At 67.3% G+C, this 18,784-nt stretch carries 15 protein-coding genes; 8 read left to right on the plus strand and 7 right to left on the minus strand.

Annotation, left to right across the window (positions count from 1 at the left end; all coding sequences use genetic code 11):
- Window positions 1–464: 464 nt before the first annotated feature.
- The 4 genes from IG08_RS55165 (at window position 465) to IG08_RS0147775 (ending at window position 6,251) form a co-directional block, all read left to right on the plus strand.
- Window positions 465–1,727, plus strand: coding sequence for a hypothetical protein (locus IG08_RS55165; protein WP_234343168.1), 1,263 nt, complete (start codon window positions 465–467; stop codon window positions 1,725–1,727).
- Complete coding sequence (locus tag IG08_RS0147765; RefSeq protein WP_030619304.1) at window positions 1,727–4,408, plus strand: DEAD/DEAH box helicase; 2,682 nt, start codon at window positions 1,727–1,729, stop codon at window positions 4,406–4,408. The genes IG08_RS55165 and IG08_RS0147765 overlap by 1 nt, the downstream gene beginning before the upstream one ends.
- 539 nt (window positions 4,409–4,947) lie before the next feature.
- Window positions 4,948–5,844, plus strand: a complete 897-nt coding sequence (locus tag IG08_RS56225; RefSeq protein ID WP_052425217.1) for a hypothetical protein — start codon at window positions 4,948–4,950, stop codon at window positions 5,842–5,844.
- Between the two features lie 164 nt (window positions 5,845–6,008).
- Entirely contained in the window at window positions 6,009–6,251 is a 243-nt protein-coding gene (locus IG08_RS0147775; protein WP_030619308.1) for a hypothetical protein, read from the plus strand.
- 104 nt (window positions 6,252–6,355) lie between these two features.
- Here the strand turns inward: IG08_RS0147775 and IG08_RS0147780 are convergent, their stop codons facing one another.
- Window positions 6,356–7,240: a PIN domain-containing protein gene (locus IG08_RS0147780; RefSeq protein ID WP_030619310.1), complete on the minus strand. Its 885-nt coding sequence runs from the start codon at window positions 7,238–7,240 to the stop codon at window positions 6,356–6,358.
- Between the two features lie 104 nt (window positions 7,241–7,344).
- On the opposite strand from IG08_RS0147780, the gene IG08_RS0147785 reads away from it, so the two are divergent.
- Window positions 7,345–8,664, plus strand: coding sequence for an AlbA family DNA-binding domain-containing protein (locus IG08_RS0147785; RefSeq protein WP_030619312.1), 1,320 nt, complete (start codon window positions 7,345–7,347; stop codon window positions 8,662–8,664).
- A 34-nt stretch (window positions 8,665–8,698) separates the two neighbouring features.
- Here IG08_RS0147785 and IG08_RS56230 read toward each other — a convergent pair whose 3' ends face one another.
- The 6 genes from IG08_RS56230 to IG08_RS0147815 all read right to left on the minus strand — a co-directional run bounded on the left by IG08_RS56230 (window position 8,699) and on the right by IG08_RS0147815 (window position 15,196).
- On the minus strand, window positions 8,699–10,624 hold the full coding sequence (locus tag IG08_RS56230; RefSeq protein ID WP_052425218.1) for a serine/threonine-protein kinase: 1,926 nt from the start codon (window positions 10,622–10,624) through the stop codon (window positions 8,699–8,701).
- Between the two features lie 337 nt (window positions 10,625–10,961).
- Window positions 10,962–12,377, minus strand: coding sequence for an AbiJ-related protein (locus IG08_RS0147795; RefSeq protein WP_052425219.1), 1,416 nt, complete (start codon window positions 12,375–12,377; stop codon window positions 10,962–10,964).
- Window positions 12,378–12,585: 208 nt separating this feature from the next.
- A complete protein-coding gene (locus tag IG08_RS56235) occupies window positions 12,586–13,221 on the minus strand; it encodes a hypothetical protein (protein WP_052425220.1) in 636 nt (211 codons plus the stop codon).
- A gap of 45 nt (window positions 13,222–13,266) precedes the next feature.
- Window positions 13,267–14,370 carry a hypothetical protein gene (locus tag IG08_RS0147805; protein ID WP_030619324.1) on the minus strand — a complete coding sequence of 368 codons (1,104 nt, stop codon included), beginning with the start codon at window positions 14,368–14,370 and terminating at the stop codon, window positions 13,267–13,269.
- The gene (locus IG08_RS0147810) at window positions 14,367–14,948 is read right to left on the minus strand and encodes an RNA polymerase sigma factor (protein ID WP_078656033.1); all 582 of its coding nucleotides are present in this window, start codon (window positions 14,946–14,948) and stop codon (window positions 14,367–14,369) included. The genes IG08_RS0147805 and IG08_RS0147810 overlap by 4 nt, the downstream gene beginning before the upstream one ends.
- The gene (locus IG08_RS0147815) at window positions 14,945–15,196 is read right to left on the minus strand and encodes a hypothetical protein (protein WP_030619330.1); all 252 of its coding nucleotides are present in this window, start codon (window positions 15,194–15,196) and stop codon (window positions 14,945–14,947) included. The genes IG08_RS0147810 and IG08_RS0147815 overlap by 4 nt, the downstream gene beginning before the upstream one ends.
- Window positions 15,197–15,748: 552 nt before the next feature.
- Between IG08_RS0147815 and IG08_RS55175 the strand changes: the two genes are divergently transcribed.
- The 3 genes from IG08_RS55175 (at window position 15,749) to IG08_RS59635 (ending at window position 18,542) form a co-directional block, all read left to right on the plus strand.
- Window positions 15,749–16,936: a replication-relaxation family protein gene (locus tag IG08_RS55175; RefSeq protein WP_234343169.1), complete on the plus strand. Its 1,188-nt coding sequence runs from the start codon at window positions 15,749–15,751 to the stop codon at window positions 16,934–16,936.
- Window positions 16,937–17,337: 401 nt separating this feature from the next.
- Window positions 17,338–17,673 (plus strand): CU044_2847 family protein, encoded by a 336-nt coding sequence (locus IG08_RS58220; RefSeq protein ID WP_078656034.1) that lies wholly within the window; start codon window positions 17,338–17,340, stop codon window positions 17,671–17,673.
- Complete coding sequence (locus IG08_RS59635; protein ID WP_106981157.1) at window positions 17,670–18,542, plus strand: trypsin-like peptidase domain-containing protein; 873 nt, start codon at window positions 17,670–17,672, stop codon at window positions 18,540–18,542. Before IG08_RS58220 ends, IG08_RS59635 begins: the two co-directional genes overlap by 4 nt.
- The last annotated feature ends 242 nt before the right edge of the window (window positions 18,543–18,784 follow it).

Raw genomic sequence — 18,784 nt, forward strand, 5'->3', positions numbered from 1 at the left:
GGGTACCACATCGCTGCGCGATGTGCAAGGGAAGGCGGTCGCTGCGCTCCCGCTGGCCCGTGCTGCGCACGGGCGGATCCCTGCGCTGCGCTTCGGGATCGGGTGGGGCCGGTCGCTGCGCGACCGGCATGGCGCGCGGTGCGCGCCATGCGCCTGAGGGATTGTCAGGTGCGGCTAGTTTGGTTTCTAGTACGGAAGTTGGGGAGTGCTTCGCACTCCTGGGCGAGTCCGCTGCGCTCCCCCGCCCTGACAGTCCTTCAGGCTGCGCCTTGCGGACTGCTAGGCCCGCTGGCGCGGGCCGGGCTGGCTGCGCGAGGTGAGGGTCGATCGTTCGTGTGGATTCCAGTGTAGCGGCTGCCTCAGGTTGATGCAGCATGTAATGTTGGCGGAAACGTGGGATCCCCTCCCAACCACTTGGGTGGAGATCGGAAGGAGGGGAAGACTTGAATTTGTTGAGCGTCGAAATGCGCCTCAAGGTGCGGGAGGAAATCCAGCGTGAGGTTAGCGGATTGACGGCGGATCAGGTCCACGAGCGGCTGGTGGCTGCTGGCCTGGAAAGCCGCGAAGGCCAGCCAAGGCCTCTTGGCGCAGAGGAGCGGCTGGCTGCTGTTCGGCTGAACGAGCTGCGGCGCATCTGGACCTTGATGGGCGGCACGAGCTGGGACGCCTACTCCGCTGAGAACGACGCGCAGGCGGACCGCTGGCATCAGGCGCTGCGGGACCGTCAGGAAGGTGCGGGCGGTGGGGCGGTGGAGTCTGGCTCCGGGCTGATCCGCTATCGGATCGTGGCTCAGCGGACCGACCCTGCGCACCCCGGGGCCTCGGTGGTGACGAACTACGCCTACGCGCGGTCCGTTGAGGAGGCCGTGGCGAAGGTGCGCCGGGCGACGGAGAAGCCGGGGGGCCTGTACCGCGTTGTGGAGGCCGTCGAGGACAGCCCGCAGAGCGAGGCGCGTCAACTGCAGGGCGCTCGCGGGCGGTTCCTCACTGCGGTCATGGACGCCGCTGTTGCCGCCCTGGATGACGATCCGGCATCTGCCCGCCCGGAGCTGGTCGGCGTCCTGTCCGAGTTCTTCTTCGACACGGTCTTCACTCGCGCCATCGTCTCCTCTGGCAGCGGTGCCGACGACAACGCTCATCTGCACGCCAGGGACGGGCAGGTCTTGTCCCGCCTGCTCCTGACTCACCTCGCCGCCCACGGCCTGGACCTGGTGGAGGCAAGCGCCCGCACCGGCGATCGGCGCGCCCTGGCCGATCGACACACGGGGGTCGGCCGACCTTCCGTTCGTGGCGCGGAGGCCGGGGAGGAGAGCGCGGCGCCGGCGGAGCTTGTCGAGCGCGTCCTCGCCGTGTGTGAGCAGCACTATGCGGCCGTGACCGGCACCAGCTCCGAGCAGTGGGACCAGGAGTCGTCCCGGGAGCTCGTGGACATCGCCCTGCGGACCGTGCACCTGGCGGAGCCGGAGACCTACCCGCAGACGCTGGACGCGTACCTGCACGAGCACCGGGCGCGGCTGGAGCGGCTGTGGCAGCGCTACGGGCCCGGCGGCATGTTCGCGGGCGAGCTCGCTCTGATCGACCTGCCCGGGTCCTTCGTGCTGTGCGAGAGGATCGAGACGACCCCGCTCTGGCTCGAAGGGATCTGGGCGAAGCACGGCCAGGAGGAAACCGCACTGGAAAGGCTTCAGGACAGCTGGCTGTACGACACGGGAGAGGAGGACAGGTGATGAGCAGGATTCCACTCAAGAAACACCAGATCGACCAGAAGTCGAGTTTCCGTAAGTGGGTCGGATTCCCTGCAAGATCATCTGTGCCCCCTCAGGGTGCCCGTGGCACGATCGTGTCAGCGACTGGGTCCGGAAAAACGATCATGGCGGCCGCGAGCGCCCTGGAGTGCTTCCCCGAGGATCGGATCCTCGTGACCGTGCCGACCCTGGATCTGCTCGTGCAGACCGCCCAGGCGTGGCGGGCGGTGGGTCACCGCTCCTCCATGGTCGCGGTGTGCTCGCTGGAGAACGACCCGGTGCTGAACGAGCTGGGGGTGCGCACCACCACCAACCCGATCCAGCTCGCCCTGTGGGCCGGGCACGGGCCGGTCATCGTGTTCGCCACGTACGCCTCTCTCGTGGACCGCGAGGACCCTGAGGACCCGATGGGCCAGCGGAAGGTGCGCGGGCCGCTGGAGGCCGCTCTGGCGGGCGGAGAGCGCCTGTACGGACAGCAGATGGACGGCTTCGATCTCGCCATCGTGGACGAAGCCCACGGCACCGCAGGGGACCTTGGCAGGCCCTGGGCGGCGATCCACGACAACGCCCGCATCCCCGCCGACTTCCGGCTGTACCTGACCGCGACCCCGCGCATCCTCGCCTCACCCCGGCCGCAAAAAGGCGCGGACGGCCAGGAGCTGGAGATCGCGAGCATGGCCGACGACCCGGACGGGACGTACGGCGCCTGGCTGCCCGGGGCTGAACTCGGGCTCTCGGAGGCGATCGAGCGGGAGATCCTCGCCCCGTTCGAGATCGACGTGCTGGAGATCTGCGACCCCTCCCCCGTGCTCGGGCTGTCGGAGGAGGCGCTGCGGGGCCGGCGCCTGGCCCTGCTGCAGACCGCCCTGCTGGAGCACGCGGCGGCGTACAACCTGCGCACCGTCATGACCTTCCACCAGAAGGTGGATGAGGCCGCGGCGTTCGCGGAGGCGCTGCCGAAGACCGCTGCCGAGCTGTACGTCACCGAGACCGATGACGCGACCATGGTCAAGGCGGAGAAGGAGCTCCCCGCGTCGGCGATCGACGCTGAGTTCTACGGCCTGGAGGCCGGCCGCCACGTCCCGCCGGACCGCGTGTGGTCGGCATGGCTGTGCGGCGACCACCTCGTAGCCGAACGCCGCGAGGCGCTGCGGCAGTTCGCCAACGGCATCGACGCCAACAACCGGCGCGTACACCGGGCCTTCCTCGCCTCCGTACGGGTCCTCGGGGAAGGCGTCGACATCACCGGCGAGCGCGGGGTGGAAGCGATCTGCTTCGCCGACACCCGCGGCTCGCAGGTGGAGATCGTGCAGAACATCGGCCGGGCGCTGAGGCTGAACATCGACGGCTCCATCAAGGTCGCCAGGATCATCGTGCCCATCTTCCTGGAGCCGGGCGAGGACCCCACCGACATGGTCGCCTCCACCAGTTTTCGCCCTCTTGTAGCGGTCCTCCAAGGTCTCCGCAGCCATGATGAACGACTCGTTGAGCAGCTCGCCTCCCGCGCCCTCACCCGGGGCAAGCACGCGCGCAAGGTCCACGTGAAGCGGGATGAGGAGGGCCGGATCGTCGGCGCCGACGGCGAGGGCGACGGCGAGGACCAGGAGCACGACGCCACCCAGGCCGCCGCAGAATCGGCACTGCTCCACTTCTCCAGCCCACGCGACGCCTCCACGATCGCCGCGTTCCTGCGTACCCGCGTCTACCGGCCGGACTCGCTGGTGTGGCTGGAGGGCTACCAGGCCCTGCTCCGCTGGCGGAAGAAGCACCACATCACCGGCCTATACGCCGTGCCCTACGACACGGAGACCGAGGTCGGCGTGACGAAGGACTTCCCCCTCGGGCGGTGGGTGCACCAGCAGCGGAAGGCGCTGCGGGCCGGGGAGATGGAGGAGCGGCGCAAGGAGCTGCTGGACGCCGAAGAGGCCGGGATGGTGTGGGAGCCGGGCGAAGAGGCGTGGGAGACCAAGCTCGCCGCGCTGCGGTCGTACCACCGGGCCACCGGGCACCTCGCCCCGCGTCAGGACGCTGTCTGGGGTGAGGGCGACGCAATGGTGCCGGTCGGGCAGCATGCCGCCAATCTCCGGCGCAAGGGAGGTCTCGGGAAGGACGCTGAGCGGGCAGCAGAGCGCGCGAAGCAGCTGGCGGCGATCGACCCGGACTGGAACTGCCCGTGGCCGCTGGACTGGCAGCGCCACTACCGCGTGCTCGCCGACCTGGTCGACGCCGACGGCGTCCTGCCCGAGATCCAGCCCGGCGTCCTGTTCGAGGGCGACGACATCGGACGGTGGCTCCAGCGGCAGAAGCAGCCGGGCACCTGGGCACAGCTGTCCACCGAGCAGCAAGACCGGCTGTCCGGGCTGGGCGTGCAGCCCGCTGAGGCGCCTTCTCCGGCTCCGGCGGCCGCGCGCGCGACGAAGGGCCTGGGCAAGGCGCAGCAGGCGTTCCAGCGGGGCGTACAGGCCCTCGCGCAGTGGGTGGAACGGGAGGGCGCGGACCGGCCTGTACCTCGCGGCCACGGCGAGGAGATCACGGTCGACGGCGAGGCGGAGCCGGTGGTCGTAAAGCTGGGGGTCTGGGTCTCGAACACCAAGGCGAGGCGGGACAAGCTTGCTCCCGACCAGCGTGACGCGCTCGTGGCGTTGGGAGTCGATTGGGTGTGAGGGGCGCCACCACCGCGACCGGTACCGCCGGGTTCGCCAGCACGATCGAGAAGCTGATGTCACCGGCGATCTCTCCGCCGCCGAACACCCCGACATCCATGAGCACGGCACCTGACCGTCCCCGTCGTACGGAGCCGGAGACGGATCGTGGATGCGTTTCGTCAGAACGCAGAGAGACCCCGGGGCGACGGCGCCCGGGGTCTCGTGCTGTCGGCAACAGGGGTGGGGGGACGACGTCCAGGACCGCCGGACAGGGTTCGAGATCCACTCGTGGGCCATCTCCTCCCAAGCAGGGAGTCATGAGGGTTGAAATTGTCAAGCAACGGTATCTGAGCTGCCATAGATCGCAATCTGAATGCGCAAGAGTTTTGGGCACCAGATACGGGTCTGCCTGCGGCTTTTGGTACACATGGGTTTCCTAGGGGTGTCATCAGTGTTCACAGGGTTTCCGACTAGCCGAGCTGAGCCGGTGCCCAGCCGACCGGGCACTCCCGAAACCGACACCCGAACCGCACACGCCGGGGCGCATAGTTGAGCCTGTGAAGACCGAACTGACCGTGCTCAAGCGGGACAAGGCCGTGAGCCAGGACGACACGATACGGATGCTGCTGAACGAGTCCAAGCGCTCCGGCCGTGCCGTCCCCATCCGGCGTGCCTTCGTCCAGGACGCCGCCCCCGGCCCCCGTCTGGTCACGCAGCCCGGCCCGCTCCGCCACTTGCTGCGCAGCCCCGAGCGGCTGGAGCTCTTCCTCTTGGTCCACTGCGTCGCCTCCCGCGACAACTGGGGTGTGACCCGCCGGTCCGAGACATGGGGCCGCGCCGCAGGGATCTCGTTCGCCACCGACGGCACGGCCAGCGCCGCGGTCTCCCGGCATCTGGCCAAGCTGAAGAAGCTGAAGCTGATCACCACGGCGCCGGACGGACGGATGACCCGCATCACCAAACTGCTTGAGGACGGCTCCGGGGATCCGTACACGCTGCCGTCGGGCAACGAGGAAGGCTCCCGCAAGGACATCTATTTCAAGGTGCCGTTCGCGTACTGGGAGCAGGACTACTACAAGTCGCTGACGATGCCGGCGAAGGCGATGCTGTTCATCTTCATGAGCCAGCGCAGCCGGTCCTTCGTCCTGCACAAGGAGAAGCAGTTCGCGTCCTGGTACGGGATTTCCCCGGCGACCGTCGGGCGCGGCATCACGGAGCTGAAGGCGAAGGGACTGCTGTACGAGTTCCTCACCGAGCAGTACCTGGACGGCTCGTCCATCTTCGGCCAGAGCACGGGCGTGCGCTGGGCGCTCGCCGCGCCGTTCGGCCTGAACATCAACAAGAAGGACCGGGAGGCGGCCTTCGCCGCCTGGACCCCGTCGGGGGTCGCCAGCACCGCGCTGCGGATCGCCTCCCGTGTCCCCGTGCTCTCGGGGGCGATGGCCCCGCGATGAGCACCGCCGGGACGCCACGTCCCGGCCCCCACGACTCCCGACCCGGCACACGGGTCGGGCGCGGCGCAGGCCGCCGCCCCGCAAACGGGCGACGGCCCCCTGTTGGAGCAGGGAGCCGCCCAGTGAAGAAACCGACAGCCACTCCTCTAGGAGGCACCATCAGCATGTTCACCGAGCTTAAGGGCACCGACCGGCCGGCGTCGACCCGGCACCACCCGCGCAAGGGCAAGCTGCGCCACATCTGGTCCCGGACCCGGGACCGGCTGCGGCAGCTGCTGGACGGTGGCCGCCGCCGTCGCCTTCGCTCTCTCGCCCGTACGGCGGGCCACGGCATCGTCCGCGGCTCCGCCGGCGCCGTGGGCGCGAGCGGGACCGGGTGGATCATCTGGTGGATTCAGCAGCGCTGACCCGGCGCTGATCCCGTCGTCCACCCGGCCTGATGGTCCCGGTCCAAGACCGGGACCATCAGGTTCGCCGGTACTCCCGGATAGCCGGTGAAGGGCGGGCTCGCTCAGGAGGCCTCGATGAACGGCAGCCCGACCGCGGCGAGCTTCGTCTGAAGGTTGATGTCCCTGGTGGCCGCGTAGATCGCGGAGCCGGGATGTCGGGACTGGAGCAGCAGCGTGGAGGCCACGAAACGGTCGTCGGGCACATCCAGGTCGAGCCAGTTCGGCAGCCCGTCGCCCTTGGGCTCGATGTGCTCGAAGACGGCGTGCACGTCGCCAGCCACCCTTACGCCGCGCAACACGTTGCCGTTGGTCCGCAGCCCCTTCAGACGACGGTCCGCCTTCTTCGCGGCCTCCCGGAGCTCCGGAGTGCGGCCGCCGAGCTTCTTGTCGTCCAGCTCTCGCAGCACCACCGGCAGCAGATGAACCATGTACCGCCTGCCGAGCACGGACGTGTAGATCGCCACGTCCGGGTCATCGAGCAGCATGTTCGTATCGACGGTGACCCGTACCGGCCAGTCGTCGGCGGGCAGGAGCTCGCCCAGTTTCCGGAGCGTGGCCACTGCCTTCTTGACCTTGTCGACGGCCTCGTCGACGGTGGCTGGCACGGTCTTATCCCGGGGGCGCTCAAGCCAGCGCCGCAGCAGGGCGAGGGCCCCGTCCAGTCGCTTGGTCACCTCCGGGGTCGGGTGCGGGAACAGCAACCGGAACAACGGTTCCCAGTCCCGGACACGCCCCAGCAGTTCCATCCTTCTCGACTCAAGTACGGGGGTGCTGGGCACCCAGCCCCACTTCGCAGCGCCGATGTAAACGATGCCGTCGGACCGGCGGTTCGGGTCAACGTTCCGAATCTGCGAATCCGCGAGGATCGCCAGAAAGTCCGCTTCGATCAGATCCAGGTCCCCGGAAAGGCGGTCCAGGTATGTCGGCGGGGCTTGCGTCGATGCCATCCGCCGATGATGCCCCACGTCTTCGATAGTGGAAGAGCTGTCGCCGGTCGACTGCCGTGTCACTCGGAGCAGGCGATGCGCGCGTGCGCGTAGGCTCCGGCCGCATGGCCGCCGACAGCATGGTTCAGCTCGTCTCCTATCTCACCGCGCAGCAGCCGTACGAGATCCTGGGCACGCCAGAGAGCCAGTGGGTCGACTTCAAGAGCTACTCGCCCAAGGGGCCGTACGACCTGAGCACCGACAAGGGCAAGTTCGAACTCTCGAAGGATGTCGCCGCGTTCGCGAACGCCAGCGGCGGTCTGCTCGTGTGCGGCTTCAAGGCGAAGAAGAAGCAGAACGAGCTCTACGAGGTCGCGGAGAAGGTGACGCCCTTCGGCAAGGAGCTGGTCGACGACGACAGCTATAAAAGCGTCCTCGCGGAGTACGTGCGCCCGCTGCTCAAAGTGCAGTTCTACTGGTACGACCACCCCGCAGACGACCCGGACGTGTCCGGGCACTACTTCGTGATCGAGGTACCGGCGCTGCCCGACGCCGACCGGTGGGCCATGGTCGCCCGGGGCATCACCGACAACGGCCAGTTCATCAAGAACAGCTGGACGATCCCGATCCGCAACGGCGACAACACGGCCTACCTCCCGCCGGATGAGGCCTACCGGCTCCTGAACGACGGCCTGCGTACGCGGCGCGGGCCCGCCGTCGCGCCCACGCCCGTCGCGGACCGCGTGAGGAGCCGGGAGGCCCTGCGTACCGCCGTGGGCATGGAGGAGACGCCGGTGCTCTTCTTCCAGACCGTCCCCGACCATCCGCGCGGACTCGTCACCGGCCTGTACGCCGACGGCGGCCTCCGAGACATCCTGAACAACCAGGACACGCTCCGCGACGCCTACGCCTTCAACTGGGCTTCGGAACGCAACCGTCCGGAACCGCATGAGGGCGGTCTCCTGCTGGCCGATGGTTCCCGCCGTGGTCTGCTGATCGAGTCGGACGGAGCGGTCACCGGGGCCGCGGCCGCGAACGCGGACATGCTGGGCTGGGCCATGGAGGCCTCATCCGTCATCGAGCCCCGCAGGATCAGCGTGTTCGTACTGACCGAGATCACACTGGAATACTTCCGCCTGGTCGACCAGCACGTCCTTCCCCTGGTCGACAGCACGTGGACGCACCGGATCGTCGCCTCGGACTTCACCCGCCCACCGGCCCGAACGTTGGCTCCCGGCGACGACCCGTCCTTTCCTCTCCGGGGCGCTCCGCAGCCCGCCACAAGCGACAGCTGGAACTACAGCTGGCAGGCCCTGGGTGACCCGGAACGCGACGCGTACGAGGCGCTGAGCCGCATCTACCCGCTCTTCGGCCTCGATGTCACCGCCAACCCGTTCGTCGACGCGGACCGCGTGATCACGGCCAAGTTGCTGGAGAAGAAGTAGGAATCGACCAGGCTGGTGCCGAGCACGACGTGGGTCAGTCCAGCAGGTCGAACCTGCCATTGACGATCGCATCCAGCGGCACGTCAGCTCCGGCGGCGAAGTCGCACAATTCCCTCAGGATCGTGGTTCCGGCCTGGCGGTCCGATGAGTCGAAAACCACGACTTCCGGCGGAGCCTCTCCGAAATCTGGATCGGGATCAATGTGCCCGAACCCTTTGCCTTCCAGTTCGGCGAACAGTTCCGTGATTTTGTGGCCGCCGATCTGTGCTCGGCGGCGCAGTTCGCCCAGGGCGAGTCGGATCTCAGTGCCCGGAAGCCCCATGTGCCGGCTACTGCTATCCCCGTGTTCGAGGACCTGGGTCAAAAGGGCGCGTGCCTGAGGGGTCAGGCCTGCCAGTCGGTCAGCCACGTCATTGATCTGCCGAGCGACCGTGGCGATGTACTCGCTGTCGTAGTCCTGATGCCCCCACCAGCCCTGGAACCGTCCCCAGCGTTCCAGGGTCTGGCAGTACCGAACGTTGGAGGCGGTTTGCCGGGGGGCGGGCGAGCGTGCCACTCCAACTCCTTGGGAGCCGGCGCCGTGTGCTGGCCTCTGGTCGGGGCTGGCGGTTGCGGGCGATGGAGTACGGGGGGTGGCCTTGCCCGAGACGGCGGAGCGGATCCGGTGGTCGACGTGGACGTCGTTGGCCAGGGAGGAAAAGTGGCGCGCGCAATCGGGGTGATCGCGCAGCGCTCCAGCGACCGACGCGGCGGCGTCCCCTCTCAGGGTACGCAGCCAGGGCCTGATCTCGTCTTGGGGACGCCATTGGTCCCATAGGGCGTCCCAGGTGAATGCGCCATTGCAGCATTCTTCGAGCAGGTGCAGCTCGGCGGCATCGGCTGCGTGGCGGGCGACGGCGAAGAGCCAAAAGATGACGGCATCGACCTCTCCGCGCTCCGGTGGCCGGTGTGTGCCCAGCAGTTCGGGCATTGCACGGACAATTTCCACTGCCTGCGAAGGATCGGCCATCAGCGCCGGCAGGAGCACCTCCGGAGAGACCCGGACAAGTACGTCGCAGTACAAGGCGGCGTCATCGGGATGAGCAGCAGCCAGGGCCACCAGTTGCTCCGGCGCATCTGGTACCGCTTCGCCCGTGCCCTCCAGTGAGTCGCGGAGCGTCTCGCCGTGGACCAGCGGCGGTACAGGCGATGTCTCGATTTCCCGGGCGACAAGATCGAGAAACGCCTGCACTGTTGGCGGCCGTCGCTCGGGGTCCCGCCGTGTCGCTTCCCGGACGACCGCGCGCCACGGGCCCGAGTCCGGAACCTGGGCGATGTTCTCCAGCGGGTCCTTGCCGGTGACCGCCCAGCCGATCAGCTGCCCCAGGCTGTAGATGTCAGCCGGCGGGCCAGCGCTATGGGGGTCGCCAGTCAACTCGGGGGCGGCGAAGCCCAGGGAGCCCATGTTCATTCCGACCTTGGTGCGCTGCGGATGGGTGGTCAGGCCTGCGGGACGGCGTGTGATGCCCCAGTCGGCCAGGACCCATCGCCCGTCGAGCCTAAGCACGTTGGACGGCTTGATGTCCCGATGCACCCACCCTTGGGAGCCTCCTTGCTCGTGAGCGCCATGAGCAGCGGACAGCACAGAGCACAGGTCACTCACCAGAGCCCGCAGGGCAGCCGGCTCTTTGAGACGATCTCGGCATTCCGCAGCGGTCTCCTTTGCCACGGGCATGACGAACCAGGTGCTGTCTGGGCCGGCGTCCCAGACCGGCATCGCATGCGGGTGGCCGTTCAGGAAACGGCCGACCTGGATCTCACGCGCCATCCGGGCCTTCTTGGAAAGGGCCGGGTTCTTGCCGTGCAACTGTTTGAGAACAACGGGCGTGCTGGTTCCTTTGTGGGTCGCGTAGAAGACGTCGGCCATGCCGTCCTGATGGCGGTGGAAGGGCAGCGTCTGGCAGGCGTAGTCCTTGCGCACACCCCGCGCCTCGTATGGCGGCGCACCCGCGTGAGCAGATCCCCCGCCTTGGCGGGCGGTCTCATCCTTGCTCACACATTCCCCCGCTCCCACGCCCCTATCAATGCCGCCCTGTTCACCCAAATCATGCCATCGAGGCAGCCAGCCCCCTGGGGTACCCGGTTCTCGCCGTCTCTCTGTTCCTGTTCAGGGGTGTCCGCCGGATCCGGCTCGTCGGGCGGGCATTGCGGCTGTGCGAGGCAGCGGGGATGAGTGTGCGTAGCTTCGGCTCGCCACCACCAGCACCAGGCGATGGTCCCGGCTCGTCAAGCGCCGTGTGGCTTCGAAGAGCAGTCGGTCACACCGCCTTCAGCAGCCTGCTGAAGAAATCCTCGAGCAGGGGACGGGCGTGCTCTATGTCTTTCAGTTCGTCGTGGCCGAAGCGGTAGACCTGGTAGCCAAGGAGCTTCAGTTCACGATCTGCGGCCATAGTGGCAGCGTATTTGCCGGTATTGGGCACCGTGCCCTGGTTGTCTGTGTAGTGCTGGCTTCCGTCGACCTCAAGGACTATGCGTCTACGGCCGGGCATGAGCAGCAGGAAGTCCATCCGGATGTGCTGTTGTGCGCGTTCACGGCGCTGCTTGATCGTCTGGTGGTCCCAGTGCAGCCATACCTCGGGCAGTAGGGCCGGCAGATCGTCGGGCTCGTGATGGTGGATGTTGTAGTACAGCCAGTACAGGTTGTCCTGACCCCTCGATTCCTTCTGGCCGGTTGATTCGTTGGGCAAGCTGGCCCGCATGCGTTCAAACAGCGCCGATCGCGCCTGTTCGGTGTCCGTGATGCCGCGCTTTTCCTGCCACCAGTTCAGGAGGTCTCGCCAGCGGAGACCGTCATTTCCGATGACGCGGTCGTAGACGAGAACCTGGTCGGCTCGCTCGGCTTGCTCGATGACCTCCAGATCGCCGTCCAGCACGCTGCTGATCCTGATGTCGGGTTTGGCGAGGGTGGCGAAGATGACCTGCCGCGGCCGGCGCCGTGGCGGCTCACCGGTCCTGATCAGTTCGAAGAGCGGATAGCCGTCCTCTTCACCGGCCTCTTGCAGTTGAGCGCCGACACGCTGCAGGTGCACGTTGGCCATCTCGACAAACTGCCGTTGCGCGGACTCGTCAGGGAGTGTTGAGGGTGCTGCCAGCGCCTCCAGGAAGCGGGCGAAGCGCGGATGCGGTGCGTCGAAGCAGCCCAGCTGCTCGAAGAGGAACACGGCGTCCCAGTCCTCGTTGTTGATCACATACTGGGTGATCTGTGCGCGAAGGGTCCTGACACCTCCATTCCAGGCAGCCATCGGATCGTTGTCCAAGACCCACAGAGAGTTGAGCATCGTGAGAAATCGATCCGCGTGACGGACGTAGTCCTCGAGTGGCAATGAGGCCGCGAGCTCCCGTCTGGTCCTGCCGGGAACCTCTACGCAGTCGCTGCCCTGCCACAGCGCGTCCTGCAGGGCATTGCGCTGAACTGCGTTGACGGGCTGGCTGGCCAGAACCGCGCGCGCAATCACCGGCAGTTCTTCGTCACGGCATGCCTCCAAGCTGGCAGCCAGGCGCTCGTGCTTGGACACCTCGCGATGGGTGTGAGGGTCCACCTTGGACGGAGGCGCAGGCATGCTGAGGCTTGCGCACAGGCCAGGAATGTCCTTGTGCCCGAAGACCTGGTAGCGAGAGACGACTGTCTCGTCGATCAGCGCTCGAAGACTCGCCACATCCATCTGCTCTCCCATTTCACGATGATGGGTCACCCGAACGCCAGCCGAGGGGCGTTACGAGATGCGCCGTCCAGCACGGTGGGACTCGGTGGCCGGTTGGGTCTCGTAGGACGCCACGGTTCAACGCCGGCGGGGATGCCACCGTCCCGACCGGCGCGGTCACCTCCAGGACGGCGGCACCGCTCGTGCGTTGATCTCGGTGAGGGGGAGTGCCACGAGGCCGTCATCCCCAGGACATGGGCCGAACGGTCAGCCACCGCTTGACCACCACCGCCGGGGGTGCGACCGGCTCGTACGGCGCGATAGCCGCGGCGATGACATCCGCCAGCTCATCGACGTTCTGCACGATGTACCGGGGCGGAGTGATCCAGATACGCGGCTCGGCATCCGGGTCGTCCTGATTATGGATCAACTGCGCGTACAGGTGGATCTGCCCGCTCGGGTCGCTCTCGTAGCCCCAGGTGCTGTGCTTCTCCCAGCCGGGAGCCCAGAACGGATGCGGGCCGCCCCGGGTCAGATCGGGCTCCGCGGGCCGCGGCTTCGGCGGGCGGGTGTACGACGGCCCGTACACGATCTCCCAGATGCCATCGGTGTGTTCGAGCACGTCCATGCGTACCTGCTGCTTCAGCCCGCGCAGCTGTCGGCGGAACTCCTCCGCATCGAGGCCGGCCCGCTCCGCGAGGACCGGGATGTCGGCGTCCTGGAGCTCCAAGCCCATGACCTCGGGAACGTCCTCGGGACGACGGTACCGGTCGCCCGGGGCGTGGGTGCGCTCCGCCAGCAGCAGGAAGACCCGCCGTGCGGCCTCGTCGGCGATGTCGAGGCCGCGTACGTACGCGACGGCATGCCTGTTCACCATGAACTCCCCTTCTGACCAGCTCCGTTGGGCTGATCTCTGATCAGCCTATGCATCGACGGATTCGCGGATCGTGGCTGTCCCGGAGCGAACGGTGAAGATCCCACTTCCCGGAGGGGTTTCCTCTGAACGGGCCTTGAGATCTTCAACGTCCATGGCTTCCGGCCAGCGGGTCGTGGCCGTCGACCAGCGCACGCCGGCCAGGTCGATGTCGGCCAGGACAGCGGTGCGGAGGTCGGCTGCGGTGAAGTCGTCCAGGAACGCCCTCACCTCCGCGAACTCAAGTGTCGGGAAGTTTTGAAGTCCGGACCGCCGGGCGAGGACCTTACGCATGCGTTCGGGGCCTTCGGCGGAGAGGTGCCGTACGGCCCAGTCGCCGCGCTGTACGAGGTCACCCAAGCCGTCCGCAAGACGGCGTGCGCGGTGTACGGCTTCGCTGAGATGCCCTGCAGCTTCACGGGCGGCCCGACGCGCCTGAGCCCGCCGGATCCCGGAGCCGCCGTCGGCCCCACGCCGCGAGGCGAGTTCACCGGCTAGGACGCTTGCATCAACAAGCTTCCGAGAGATGTGCCGGACCTCCAGAAGAACTTCGTCCAGCGACTCCACAAAACCGTGGCGTAGAAAACCCCTCACCTCCTCCAGCACATGGCGGAGCCGTTCTGCGCCGCGATCGAGCTCGCCTGAGAAGTGCCGTGCGGCCTCGTAGTCGGCCTCTCGCCCGGACAACGCGTCATCGATCAGGCGTGCGTACGGCTGGATGGCCCGCCAGCAGGGGGTCGCCATCTCAAGTGCTTCAAGGGCCTCGCACCCCGCCACCACGTCCGGGTGCACCCGCAGGGCGATTCGGACCCGCGGGCTCACCCTCGCCAGGAGTTGCTCCATCGTGGGCGCCTGCGGCAGGGAAACGGCTGGCTCAGGCCACTGCTCGGTGGGACCTGCTCCCGGCAGGACCGCGGCGAGTCCGGCTTCGACATCAAGCACTGCATCCAGGCGATTCACCATGGTGTCGTGGCTGGACTGAAGTAGAACCTCGCGCAGGCCGGCCTCGACATCCAGGACGTCCCCGAGCTCGCCGAGAAGGAGACTCTGCTGCCCGTCGAGCCAGGAGTCCAGAACACCATCGTTGCCGTACACGGCGTCGTGACCGGTCACTGTCCCTCCTCCTGCCTGCGGAATTGCTCTGCGGCTGTCCGGCGGGCCTTCTTCAGGCTCGCCCGCACCGCTTCCGGGGATATGTGGAGCTGCTCGGCAATCTCGGACGGGGTGAAACCGCTGAACGTCCAGGCCAGAACCTGCCGCTGCCGGGTCGGAAGCCCCTCCAGCACCCGCAGAGCCTCCTGCCGACACTCCCACTCGCCCACTTCATCCGGCCGGGGTAACAAAGAGGTCGGCTCGGGGACCTCTTCGACTAGGTCCTCTCGTACGTCGGAGACCTTCCGGACCAGAGCACGGGACGCGACCGTATAGACCCACGGCCGTGGGTGTTGAATCTCATCCCACCGCTGGTAGGCCTTGGCCATCGTGGCCTGAGCGATGTCGGCGGCGTCAGCCACGTTGGCACCGTGGTTCACCAGGAACGCCACCAGCATGCGCACCGTGCTGCGGTAGAAGGCTGAGAATTCCTGGTCGACTGTCCACTGCCTGCGGCCCTGTTGATAAAGAGCTCCCCACCGAGCGGACGGCGACCCGGCCGGTAAATCCCCGCCACCCGTCACTTCATCCTCACTCATATGCCGCCCCGCCCCTCAGCGGCCGGTGCGGGCAGAAGCCGCATCCGAAGCCGGTGCCCGTCGGGGCCTGTGGTCTCGAACTCCAGCCGCCCACCGGCTGCAGCAGCCCCAAGCACACCCGTCAGGCACCGCTGCCGCGCCAGTTCCTGCTGCGCCCGCCACCGCAGGCGCAGCCACAACGCCAGCAGTCCGCACGCCTTCGCAGTGCCGATCGACACGATGGTGACAACAACCGTTACCGAGTCCACGCAGGCCTCCCTCCCCGTCGGAACGGACCCACAGCAGGCCCGTCATGAGCTAAGAGCCCACGGGCACCTTCAGCGTGAACTCCCCCAGAAACAAAAGAAATTGAGGCAGGTCACATCGCCCAGGACAACACGGCCCGGCCGGGCAGTTTGTCTGTCCGGCATCGCGCGCGGCCCGCCGTCGCGCGCGAGCAACACCCGCGGCGCCCGATCCCCTCGCCCGCCGCCCGGGGCCTGTCCCACCCACCCACTTCTCTTTTCTTCCTGCTGTGGGGCGTGGACTCGGGGGCGTAGAGGGGATGTCGGCCTCCCGACCATGGCCAGATCAGGGTGGTGACCTGCGGATTCACGAACAGGCGCGGTAGAGAGTGCGGACGGTTGTCGGCCGGGTTATCAGCGGGGATGTGGGCCTGGTCCACGGAGGTGTTGTCGCTTCGTGACCGTGGTCGGGCCTTCGTGGTCGGGGCTCTGGTCGGGGCCGGCTGCTGGCCTGTCTGGTACGCGCGGCGCCGGGCAGGACGGTGCCGCACCGGGCGGGAAGCGGGCAGATCCGTGATGATCGGCGTGGACGTGGGCAGCGGGGACCGGCTGGCGCTGGGCGTGCTGGCGCAGTACCGGATGGCCACCACTGACCAGATGCACCGGGTGATCGCCCCCAAGGTGCGTATCGAGCAGACCCGGCGGCGGCTGGCCAGACTGCGCACCGAGGGGCTCATCGACCGCATCACCCTGCCCCAGGCCGGACGGACGCGGGTGTGGTTCCCCACCGCGTACGGCGTGCAACTCGCCTCCGAGTGGCCCGAGATGCGCGGGCACCGTCCCTCCAAGGCCGTGTCCCACCCGACCGCCGTGCGGCTGAAGGCCGGCCACACGCTGACCGTGACCGAGACCGCGCTCGTCTTCCTCGAGGACGCCCGCCGCCGCGGCGAGCTGTGCCGGCCGCTGGACTGGATCCCCGAGGTCCACCACCCGATCGGGGGCGGCGAGGCCGTCATCCCCGACGCCCTCCTGTACTACCGGTGCGGCCCCGTCGACGGCGAGGGCGGGGCGATGCTGCGGGCATTCGTGGAGGTCGACCGGGCCACCATGGGCCCCGAACGCCTCGCCGCCAAGCTGTCCGCGTACGAACGTCTCTACCACTACGTGCCCGCGGTCCCGGGGCGCCGGCCGACCCTCCAGGAACCGGCGGTGGAGGAGTGGCGGCGGCGCTACCCGCTCTTCCCCCGCATCCTGTTCGTCCTGGACGGCACCGGCCCCGCCGGTGTCGACAACCGGATCGGCGCCCTGCACGCGGGGGCCAGGCTGCTGGCGCCGTCCCGCTTCCCGTACGACGTCCCCGTCCTCGTGGCGCCGTTGGCCAACCTGCTCCACCACGGCCCCCCTCCGCACCCGTGTGGCGTCCCGTCTACGACCCCGACCAGCGGGTCCCCTGGACCGACTCTGGGCATCGACAGGCGTAACGCGCGGGCCACCGCAGCAAACCGGTTCCAGGCCGGGCCGCGAGGAGCGGAGCGCCGAGGGCAAGGGAGACAGCAGCGCGAAGCGAGGAAGCAGGGCGCGGAGCGCACTGGGACCGGCTACCTCCTCCCGCAGCGCGTGAGAACGCGCAGCGCTCGGTCCGGTCGGGCGCGGAGCGACCGACCGGCACTCGGCATGGTGGTACCTGTCGGGGCGGGTCCGCCCGGCCCCCGGGAAAACAAGGGCCCGGTGCCCGTGGGCCGGATCTGGCCGCTCAGGCTGTGAGGTCATCCCCTGTTGTTGTGGCCCTCGGTCACGGCTCCGGAGCCAGGGCCGTGCGGGCCTCGGTGACGAAAGTGTCGTGGGCCCCGGCGTGGTCATCGGCCGTGGGCGACGGTGGCAGCATACGAAGGACGGCCTCGGCCGCCGCTGTCACCCGGGCAGGGCCTTCGAGGCAGACAATGGTGAGGGCTTCCGACAGGGCAACACGAGAACCGACGTGTAGCAACCACTCCCAGCCTGATATGAAAAACACCTCAAGCCACTCAAAGAGGTTTGAGGTATTCCCTGTTCCAGCTGGTGAGTGGTTAGCACCCCCGCTATTCCTTCTTTTCGTCAAAGATATATCGATGCAAGGGCACGCGGGTCTACGCTGAGCGGCCAAACCTGGCTACACAGGGGGCACAATGGGGGATGATCCGGTAAAAGCTGCACTGCTGGTGCGGGTTGAAACCGTGGAGCTGGACGGACACGGAGCCAGGCAAATTGGGGTCAGGACACGCGACTCCGCACCGTTGGCTGGCCGCTCGGTCGAGTTGCGTGAGGCGATCGTCCAAGCTTCAACAATCGCGCAGGATTCCCTAGCCCAAGTGCCGGAGCGGCACGGCTGGTCTGTCACCAGCATGGAGGTGGTCTTCGGGCTGACGCTGGCAGCCGAGGCCGGAGTGATCCTTTCGAAGGCATCGGCAGAAGCATCCTTCGAAGTGACACTCACAGTGCAGCGGACCGGGAACGCGCCATGACCCAACGACACTACTGGGTGCGGATCAGCGAAAAGGGTGAACACAAAGGCGCAGGATTCCGCCTGGGGCGAGGGTACGTACTCACAGCCATGCATTGCCTCAAGAATGTATCGTCGGAGGATGCCCTTCTGGACGTCGAGCTGCCGAACGGGCAGACCATTTCCGGGAGGCTGTGCGACTCACGCAGCGATGCCGATCTCGCCCTAATAGCAGTCGAAGACGCATACTCCCAGGGTCGGTCACTGACCGCTACCACAGACAGGCCGCGTCCAAGAGCAAGGTGGAGCGGCACGTACTCTCCACCTAAAGAGAACAAGCCACTGAGCGGGTCAATAACACACACGGACGACTATCACGGAAGAGATAACATCTATTTCCAGGGAATCTATCTGATAGTGGACCAGAATTATGATGTCTTCTCGGGTTACTCCGGAAGTCCCGTAAGCACTGATCCAGGTGTCCTCGTTCAGCCGAAGGCCTACCTGCGGCGAGAGCTTCCGGTCGTGGGAATCCTCATGGATCAGCAATACAGTCGCGCGGACCCGAACAAGCCGAGCAACGCTCTAGTCGCTGCATCCATAGATTATGCAATGCACGTGTTCCCGCAACTCAACACCGGCTGGCTGCGCAACAAGCTGCACCATATACACCGTCCTCAAGATCAGGCAGGCAGCGGGACCTACACCGCCTCAGGCAACGATGAGACTGCACCCCCGCGGACGCCCGGGGACGTGGTCGACGGCCAGCTCAAGTCGCTGTGGCAGGCGGAGGAATCCGGCCTCATCACCTTGGTGGACGCTAAGAAGCAGCGGCGTCTGACGGTGCAACGCCTCGGAGATCAAGCAGCTGGAGGGGACTCCGATGTCTGAAGCCTCCACGCCTCGGTGGCAGAGCAGAATCGATGTCGCCGAACGGGCATTGAGAGGTGATCATCAAGCCCAGGCCGCGTTGCACGGCGAAGTACTTCGTCTCGCTGAAGATGCGCAATTAATCAACAGCCCCGCTGCCGCTGGGTACATGTCCTATTTCCTCGCCATACTCCGGGAACTGGGAGGCGCAGCGGAGGTAAGCTATTCGCACACGCTCCAGGTGATCAGTGACTGGGTGAGGA

Source organism: Streptomyces fulvoviolaceus, assembly GCF_000718165.1.
GTDB lineage: Bacteria > Actinomycetota > Actinomycetes > Streptomycetales > Streptomycetaceae > Streptomyces > Streptomyces fulvoviolaceus.

Coding starts and splice junctions, on each gene's coding strand:
- IG08_RS55165 (WP_234343168.1), top strand. CDS start 465: ATGCGCCTCAAGGTGCGGGAGGAAATCCAGCGTGAGGTTAGCGGATTG.
- IG08_RS0147765 (WP_030619304.1), top strand. CDS start 1,727: ATGAGCAGGATTCCACTCAAGAAACACCAGATCGACCAGAAGTCGAGT.
- IG08_RS0147775 (WP_030619308.1), top strand. CDS start 6,009: ATGTTCACCGAGCTTAAGGGCACCGACCGGCCGGCGTCGACCCGGCAC.
- IG08_RS0147780 (WP_030619310.1), bottom strand. CDS start 7,240: ATGGCATCGACGCAAGCCCCGCCGACATACCTGGACCGCCTTTCCGGG.
- IG08_RS0147785 (WP_030619312.1), top strand. CDS start 7,345: ATGGCCGCCGACAGCATGGTTCAGCTCGTCTCCTATCTCACCGCGCAG.
- IG08_RS0147795 (WP_052425219.1), bottom strand. CDS start 12,377: ATGGGAGAGCAGATGGATGTGGCGAGTCTTCGAGCGCTGATCGACGAG.
- IG08_RS56235 (WP_052425220.1), bottom strand. CDS start 13,221: ATGGTGAACAGGCATGCCGTCGCGTACGTACGCGGCCTCGACATCGCC.
- IG08_RS0147810 (WP_078656033.1), bottom strand. CDS start 14,948: ATGAGTGAGGATGAAGTGACGGGTGGCGGGGATTTACCGGCCGGGTCG.
- IG08_RS55175 (WP_234343169.1), top strand. CDS start 15,749: ATGATCGGCGTGGACGTGGGCAGCGGGGACCGGCTGGCGCTGGGCGTG.
- IG08_RS58220 (WP_078656034.1), top strand. CDS start 17,338: ATGGGGGATGATCCGGTAAAAGCTGCACTGCTGGTGCGGGTTGAAACC.
- IG08_RS59635 (WP_106981157.1), top strand. CDS start 17,670: ATGACCCAACGACACTACTGGGTGCGGATCAGCGAAAAGGGTGAACAC.